The 322-nt window shown below is 67.7% G+C and carries 1 protein-coding gene; it reads right to left on the minus strand.

The window, feature by feature from the left end:
* Position 1 precedes the first annotated feature (1 nt).
* A partial coding sequence (locus FFY45_RS21845; RefSeq protein ID WP_176342030.1) for a helix-turn-helix transcriptional regulator occupies positions 2-322 on the minus strand: 321 nt, incomplete at its 5' end.

Here is a 322-nt window from a genome sequence, read left to right on the forward strand (position 1 = left end):
GCTACGGCTTGACCTGCTTGGGCGCATGGCCGAAATAGGCCTTGAACGCGCGGCTGAAGCCGGCTTCGGAGTGATAGCCCACCCTGCGCGCGGCATCGCCCACGCTGACGTTGCCCGAGCGGATCAGATCGTCTGCCACGCTCAGGCGCCACAGCGCGATGTAGCGCATCGGCGACTCGCCGGTGATCTGCGCAAACTGCTGCGCAAACAGCGAGCGCGACAACCCGGCATGGCGTGCGAGTTGTTCCACCCTCCAGCTGCGGTACGGGTCGGCATGGATCGCATGCAGGGCCAGCCCGATCCGTTCGCCGGCCGGGCTGGC

The organism is Xanthomonas hortorum, from assembly GCF_011305375.1.
In the GTDB taxonomy this organism is placed as follows: Bacteria; Pseudomonadota; Gammaproteobacteria; order Xanthomonadales; family Xanthomonadaceae; genus Xanthomonas; species Xanthomonas hortorum_E.